This window comes from Salipiger bermudensis (assembly GCF_017309175.1).
Lineage (GTDB): Bacteria > Pseudomonadota > Alphaproteobacteria > Rhodobacterales > Rhodobacteraceae > Salipiger > Salipiger bermudensis.
In genome coordinates this window covers 1-6,506 of sequence record NZ_JAEKJV010000037.1, presented here as the reverse complement: position 1 = coordinate 6,506, position 6,506 = coordinate 1, and the positions used below count along the sequence as shown (strand labels likewise).

Below are 6,506 nucleotides of genomic sequence, written 5' to 3'. Positions count from 1 at the left end.
GCTGGCCCGATACGGCTGCGCTGTGTGAGGGCTACACCGCATCGGGCCAGCTACCCGGGCGCTCCAAGGGGGTCATTTTTGGATGCCGATAGGGGGTCACGATTGGCTGCCGATTGACACCGAGATCGCCGCCCTTGCGGCGGCGATGGCCTTCGTAGCCGCCGAGATCCTTCGGGAACATGCCCGCCATGCGCAGCACGATCGGGTGGGTTTGCCTGGTCGGCATGGGTCGTCCTCCTGTTGTGGAGGTCAGGAAGTCGGATTGGCTATGGGTCTCCGGAAACGCGGGTTCGGTTGGCCCTCGCGATGCGCCGGTGTGCAGGGGGATTACTCACTAATCAGCCCGCGCAGTTTCCCCTGGAAACCGCTCGGGCTGGCGTTCGTCGGGGCGCTGCCCCGAACCCCGCGCCTGTGCGGCGGACACGCCTGCGCGGCGCGCGGAAGGGGCGTCGTTCTGCACTCCCCCTTCACCCCCTGCGCCCGGGGACACCGCTCCGCGCGGTATCCCCGCCCCCCTTCCGGCTCGGAGGGAGCGTTCGCCACATCCCTCCACCCTGCGGCGTCTCCGACGGCTCGGGAGGCTGCCCCCCCAAGACCCCGGCGAGAGGCGCGGACGGCAGGGCAGGAGCCCGCGTCCGGCTGCGCAGAACGGGTGTCGCGCAGCCGGACGCGGGCCCCGGCCCAGTCGGCGGAAGACGTGACAGATCATCGACAAGGACATCCGATGACAGAACAGACCCTTTTGCAAATCCCGGCACCGTGGCACGCCACCGTCGAGCCGGGCGACATCGTCGCGTTCCGCTTCCCGCATGAGACCGAGGAGGCCGACGGCAGCGAGTCCCCGAAGGTTCGCCCGACACTGGTGACCGACGTGGTCGAGCGCTTCGGCGAACGCTACGCCGTGCTCGCTTACGGCACGACCAACCCGCGGCGCTTCGGGCGCCGGGAGGCCTACGCCATCGACGTGCTCGATGAGACCGAGCGCGACGGCGCGTCGCTGCACCGGCAGACCCGCTTCCATGCCTCGCGTCGGCTGATGGTCTCGCTCAAGAACAGCGGCTTCGACATCCGGCGCGACGCCGGCACCGCGCTGCTGGGGCGACTGTCTGGCGACAGCCTCAAGCGCCTGCAGCAGGTCCGCGCGAGGATCCACGCCGAGCAGGACATGCGCCGTGACCGCAACCGACAGCGCCGGGCCGCACGACCGGTCGTGATCGAGACCAGGCGCAAGGGCCGCATCCGCAGCGAGAAGGAGGTTCGTCATGTCTGATCTCGATTACGATCCGCTGATGAAGCGCATCCACGCGCTGCTGTTGCTCTTCCCAGCTGCGGAGACGGCGCTCGACACGCTCGATGCGCTTGAAGTGCTGCGTCACATCAAGCTGGCGCGGGACCTCCGCCGGCGCTTCTTCCGCCGGCAGATCTTCAGCGCGAAGGATCTGCACGATCTCGAGACGCTGCTCGGACCGATCACGCAGGTCCTCGAGGCCGAGTGGCGCATCGAGGTGATCAACGATGAGGGCATGGTGCAGTCACATCTCCAGCGCACCCGCACCTGCCGGGGCGACGAGGTTCATGCGGCGAGCCGGCCGCTCTACGCGCTCCGCGACGGGCTGATCGACATCTTCGAGCTGCGCCACGCCGAGGAGATCGCGATGGCGCTGCGCCAGGAGACGCCCGACTGAGACCTGCGGGGGCGCTGAAAGGCGCCCCCGCGAGGGATCCGAACCGAACCGTTTCTGCGATCCATGCAACGGCAACACGTCCTCCCTGCCCAAGAACGGGCAGGCTTTTTGAGGACTGAGCATGACCAAGACCAACACCGCAATCGACCTGCAGACCGCCAACGACAACCCCGGCGGCGCGCAGAGCGTGCAGGTCGCGCTGACGCGGCTCGTCGGGCTGATGGCCCGCGCCGAGGCGCAGGCCGCCGCCCGCAAGACCGCTGCGAACACGCAGCGCTGATCGCCCCCCGAGACCAGGAAGGACATTCTTCGATGACAAAACGTGCCGCTGTCTACGCCCGCTACAGCTCGAACCTGCAGAGCCCGAGCTCCATCGAAGACCAGGTCGCCATGGCAAAGCGCTTTTGCGATCGTCAGGGCTGGACGATGGTCAATGTGTTCTCGGACTATGAGAAGACCGGCCGGAACACCCGCCGCCCGGGCTTCCAGGCGATGAAGCGTGCCGCGGACAACATGGAGTTCGATATCGTCGTCGTCGAGGATATCGACCGTCTCAACCGCAAACTCACGGATGCTCTCAGGATCTATGACATCCTCACGTTCCAGAGCATCGAATTGCACTCGCTCGAGCAAGGGAAGCAGGACTTCCTGAAAGTCCTGTTCGCGGGGTATGGCGCACAGTTGCTCAGCGAGAAGATCGGCCAGAAAACGCGGAGGGGGATGCAGGGCGCCGTGACACGGCAGCGGCTCCACACCAGCGCCTATGGCTACCGCAAGGTCGAGGTCGAAACCGGTCTCAACCGCGCGATCGACCTCGAGCAAGCGGCGATCGTCCACCGCATCTTCCGCGAGTTTGCGTCGGGAAGGTCCAGCGCGGCGATCGCCGAGGGGCTCAATCTCGACAAGGTCCCCGCCCCGCGGGGCGGAAGCTGGGATGGCTCGACGATCCGGGGCAATCCGACAACCGGTGAAGGTATCCTGCGCAACGAGCTCTACATCGGCATCGCGAGCGTTTGCCGCAACACGCACACTTATCACCCCGAGACACTCATGAAGAAGATCAGGCCCACACCCGACAAATTGGTCGAACAGGAGATCCCTGAGCTGCGCCTCATCGAGCAGCCGCTTTGGGATTCGGTGCAAGTCGAACTCGCCCGGCGCGGGGCAGCCACGCCGCGGGCTGCGCGCGCGGCACGTCGCAAGAGCTACCTGCTCTCGGGCCGGCTGATCTGCGGATGTTGCGGAGCCCCCTACGTGATGTCGAACCGGACCAGCTACGGCTGCCGCGAGGCGCGGAAGAAGGCCTGCAACAACACGGTGCTCATCTCCCGCCGGCGCATCGAGGCCCGGGTATTCGATGCCCTGCGCCAGGCGTTCCGCTCGCCGGAGCTGATCGCGTCCTTCGAGGCAGCGCTGAAAGCCGAGCGTACGAAGCTCAGCGGCGGGAGTGTCAAAGCCGATCGCGATCGCCTGAAGGCGGCCCTCACGAAGGCCGAAACGGGCCGCGAGGACATCCTCAACGCCACCGCCGACGGCGCGCCCCTTGCCGCGTTCAAGGCCCGCACGGACGCGCTCGAGCGCGAGATCGCGGAGCTGACCACACGCCTCTCCGACCTCGAAGCCCGGATCGCCCAGAGCGCCGAGGTACAGGAGGACGCCCGTGCGATCTATGAGCGAGCTCTGCAGCAGATGGAGACCCTGCTCTCGGATCCGGAGCTTGTCGACGAAGCCCACGGCTATCTGGCGACACTGATCCAGAAGGTGACGCTGACGCCGGATCAGACCGCGCGGAACGGCATCGCCGCGGTACTGTTTCTCGCCAGCGGTGTGTTCCCGGATGCGACGAATGCCGCGGACGGCGTGACGCGGGTCAGTTGTTGAGGGTGAGAAGGGGGAGGCGAGGTGATCGAGGGTGCCCTGAGCGGTGGTCGTCCCGGTCGGAGCGGTCCCTCGGCGGTGCTCGAGACTTGGCAGAGTACTGGCTGTGCCGGTGCTTGATGCCTTGAAGCAGACCTTCGTCATGCGGGCTGTGAAGGGCGGTAACGCGCAGTAAGTGGACATGCACCTAGTCATGCCGCGCCGTATGCAGCTTGGAGCTCCTGACCCAAAGCCGACCTCGGTGCAAGGCGCAGCAGACGGCCGGTGACAGCCCGAACGTGCGCTTCGTTGCGCGGGACTTCCTGCGCTCTCCGGCCGGTCGCCGCCGGGATGCTGCCCACCGAAGCGCTTGCCTCGGCGACGAGTAGGGGCGGGCTGTGGAGGATATTGGGGATAGCGACCAGTGCGAAGCAGATCAATCCGTTCATAGTCGTGGAGGTCAGCGGTATAGGTGTGCTCATGATGACCATCTGCTACGCTGGTTTCACGATGAGAACCACTCATTCGTTCAGAAAATGCTAAACGAACTTCGCCCACTCTGAGAATCTGTTTGTTGGCGCTTTAATGTACGGCATCTCAATTTTTTAAATTAATATGAATAAGTTAGAGGTTTATATGTGATTCAAATTCATATTATCGCAATGCACTTAGTGTGAGTGGTTGTCACGATATAGGTTGCGAGAATCGGGTTAGATTGAGAATATAGAGCGATTGAAGGTAATGAGTTTATTTTCACGGGAGGGGAGTCGCCATGGCCCCGCTAATTTCACTCGCAATTTCACTTGTGCCAGATCTGGCGAAACGCCTCGTCGATAACGTCTTGCCGGACGTCGAGGCGAAGATCACTCAAAGGATGCGTGAGGCACTGGGTACGACCGACGCCAATGAGGCCGCAAGGAGGGCAAGTGATCCGGAGGTTGCTGGCAAACTACGCTTGCGGCTTGCTGAGATCGAGGCAGAAGCGGAAAGACGTGAAGCCGAACTCCAAGTCGAACGGATGAAGACCCAGCTGGATACGCTCAAAGCGGAGTTTGAGGACACCAAAGATGCCCGCAATATGCTGGCTGATTTGACCGAAAAAGGCAGCATTATGGCGTGGGGGCCTGTTTTGGTCTCAATTGTGGTTGTGGTTGGCTTCTTCTGGGTGTTGGGGGCGCTAATTACAGAGCCCGAAACACTTAACGGCCAGAACAGCCTGGTCTTCCAAGTCATCAATATTGCGGTGGGCGCACTTACGGCTGGATTTGCGACCGTCATCAGCTTTTGGCTTGGATCTTCGGAGGGATCGCGGAACAAGGACCAGGTCGCGCTCAAGTCGCAGGCCATCGTCTCCGATATGCAGCGTGCGAACGCTCAGACGACTAAGGAAATCGTCGTAGATCAATTGCGCCAGACAACTGCGCTCGTTCAAAATGCGCCCCGAGGCTCTTCGTCTGCATTGGTTTCTAGATCTTCAAAGGATACGAAGTCTGCCCGGCACTTCCATCGATGCATGGATGTAATTCTATTACATGAAGGGGGCTATGCTGACAATCCAAGCGATCCTGGTGGTGCCACAAACTTCGGTATAACACACAAAACTCTAGCAGATTGGCGTAAAGTGGCTGCATGTTCGGCCGACGAGGTCAAGGCCCTGACTGTCGATGAGGCTAAGGAAATCTATCGGGCGCATTATTGGAACGCTTTAAATTGCGATCAGCTACCGAAGGGTGTCGATCTTGTAACTTTCGACATGGGTGTGAACGCCGGTGTTGGGCGATCGGCCCGGATGCTCCAAGAGGTGCTAGCAGTTAAGGCCGACGGGCAGGTAGGCTCAATCACAGTGGGCGCTGCGAGTCAGACAGATCCGGAATTCGTCATTAGCAGGTTCAGCGACATGCGTCTGGAGTTCTACAAGAGTTTATCCAAATGGGACACATTCGGGCGCGGCTGGGCGAGGCGAGTAGCGGAAACTCGGGAAACGGCTTTGGAGTGGGCGCAGGAGTAGGTTCTAGACTTCGGTAACTAGGCCCTCTAGGCGCGTCATCGACGTTGCTCCCGGTAATCTACACGGCACGGATTTTCAGCGTTTGTTTGTCGGAGCGCCTCTCGGGAGCATGCCACGCGTACGTCTGCCGAGGCATTCAGATTAGCGGCCTAACCTGAGCAGATTCCGCTGGGTCAATACACCGCCGTGTTTGCGGGCGTGCCACTCGCCTTCGCCTTCGGCCTTGATGCCGGTGCTGTCGATCAGCTGGCGCAACGGACCCTTCGAGCCGCCGTAGGGAATGATCACGGCCAATGTTTTCTGCCGCCTGCTTAAGGTGCTGAAATCCGGCACCGCCCAGGCGAAGCCGACCAGGCGCAGGAGGTTTCAACGAACCCGGTCGTCTGCCGGAGCGCCATGCCGAAGAGGACCTTTATCGTCAGGCATGTCTGGATCGCGGCACCGCTATATTTTAGCTGCCGGGCTCGCTTGCCGCTCGGCGGTGGCACCCAGACCATGTCCGGATCGACCAGATCGTCCGGGAGCCACGCTGTTCCAGCGCTTGGTCGTAGGCCGGCCAGTTCTTGGTCTTGTAGCTCGGCGGGATGGGTCTGCTAGTATAGACCGGCTACCACGCTGGCTTCACAAGATGAATTCCTCGCCCCGCTATTGCGCAACAAAGCCGCTAGAAGTGGGAAGGGGCAGCTGCTCCTCGCTAGCGACTACTTTGGCGGGCTAGAAACGCGCATCCGCTATTGTGACAATTCAATTGCAATCAACGGCCGATTAGGGGGCGCTGCCCCCTCTTGGCGCTCTGCGCCAAGATAGTGCCCCATAGCGTGGTGTAGGAATCCGCGGGCGTCGCCACATGCGACGCTGGCGGTCACCGTCGATCTTCGGAGAAGGTTCGGGTTGCGACACCTGAAACCTGAGACGGAGATGACGATGACCGACGACAGAATGGCTCTGATGGAGCT

The 6,506-nt window shown here is 62.1% G+C and carries 6 protein-coding genes and 1 pseudogene; 5 read left to right on the top strand and 2 right to left on the bottom strand.

Features of this window, described 5'->3' with window-relative positions; translation table 11 throughout:
- Positions 1-31: 31 nt before the first annotated feature.
- On the bottom strand, positions 32-226 hold the full coding sequence (locus tag JF542_RS24070; RefSeq protein ID WP_207077708.1) for a hypothetical protein: 195 nt from the start codon (positions 224-226) through the stop codon (positions 32-34).
- Between the two features lie 498 nt (positions 227-724).
- Between JF542_RS24070 and JF542_RS24065 the strand changes: the two genes are divergently transcribed.
- From JF542_RS24065 to JF542_RS24045, 5 genes are all read left to right on the top strand, one after another.
- Positions 725-1,270, top strand: coding sequence for a hypothetical protein (locus tag JF542_RS24065; protein ID WP_207077707.1), 546 nt, complete (start codon positions 725-727; stop codon positions 1,268-1,270).
- Entirely contained in the window at positions 1,263-1,685 is a 423-nt protein-coding gene (locus tag JF542_RS24060) for a hypothetical protein (protein WP_207077706.1), read from the top strand. Before JF542_RS24065 ends, JF542_RS24060 begins: the two co-directional genes overlap by 8 nt.
- Before the next feature lie 121 nt (positions 1,686-1,806).
- Positions 1,807-1,965 (top strand): hypothetical protein, encoded by a 159-nt coding sequence (locus JF542_RS24055; protein ID WP_207077705.1) that lies wholly within the window; start codon positions 1,807-1,809, stop codon positions 1,963-1,965.
- A gap of 32 nt (positions 1,966-1,997) precedes the next feature.
- Positions 1,998-3,566 carry a recombinase family protein gene (locus tag JF542_RS24050; RefSeq protein WP_207077704.1) on the top strand — a complete coding sequence of 523 codons (1,569 nt, stop codon included), beginning with the start codon at positions 1,998-2,000 and terminating at the stop codon, positions 3,564-3,566.
- Between the two features lie 748 nt (positions 3,567-4,314).
- Complete coding sequence (locus JF542_RS24045; protein ID WP_207077703.1) at positions 4,315-5,550, top strand: glycoside hydrolase family 108 protein; 1,236 nt, start codon at positions 4,315-4,317, stop codon at positions 5,548-5,550.
- A 180-nt stretch (positions 5,551-5,730) separates the two neighbouring features.
- On the opposite strand, the pseudogene JF542_RS24040 reads toward JF542_RS24045, so the two are convergent.
- Positions 5,731-6,136: pseudogene (locus JF542_RS24040) on the bottom strand (IS5 family transposase); the annotation flags it as partial.
- Positions 6,137-6,506 lie beyond the last annotated feature (370 nt).

Excerpts from the sequence above, each read along its gene's own strand:
- JF542_RS24050 (WP_207077704.1), top strand. The coding sequence starts at position 1,998 with ATGACAAAACGTGCCGCTGTCTACGCCCGCTACAGCTCGAACCTGCAG.
- JF542_RS24065 (WP_207077707.1), top strand. The coding sequence starts at position 725 with ATGACAGAACAGACCCTTTTGCAAATCCCGGCACCGTGGCACGCCACC.
- JF542_RS24055 (WP_207077705.1), top strand. The coding sequence starts at position 1,807 with ATGACCAAGACCAACACCGCAATCGACCTGCAGACCGCCAACGACAAC.
- JF542_RS24045 (WP_207077703.1), top strand. The coding sequence starts at position 4,315 with ATGGCCCCGCTAATTTCACTCGCAATTTCACTTGTGCCAGATCTGGCG.
- JF542_RS24060 (WP_207077706.1), top strand. The coding sequence starts at position 1,263 with ATGTCTGATCTCGATTACGATCCGCTGATGAAGCGCATCCACGCGCTG.
- JF542_RS24070 (WP_207077708.1), bottom strand. The coding sequence starts at position 226 with ATGCCGACCAGGCAAACCCACCCGATCGTGCTGCGCATGGCGGGCATG.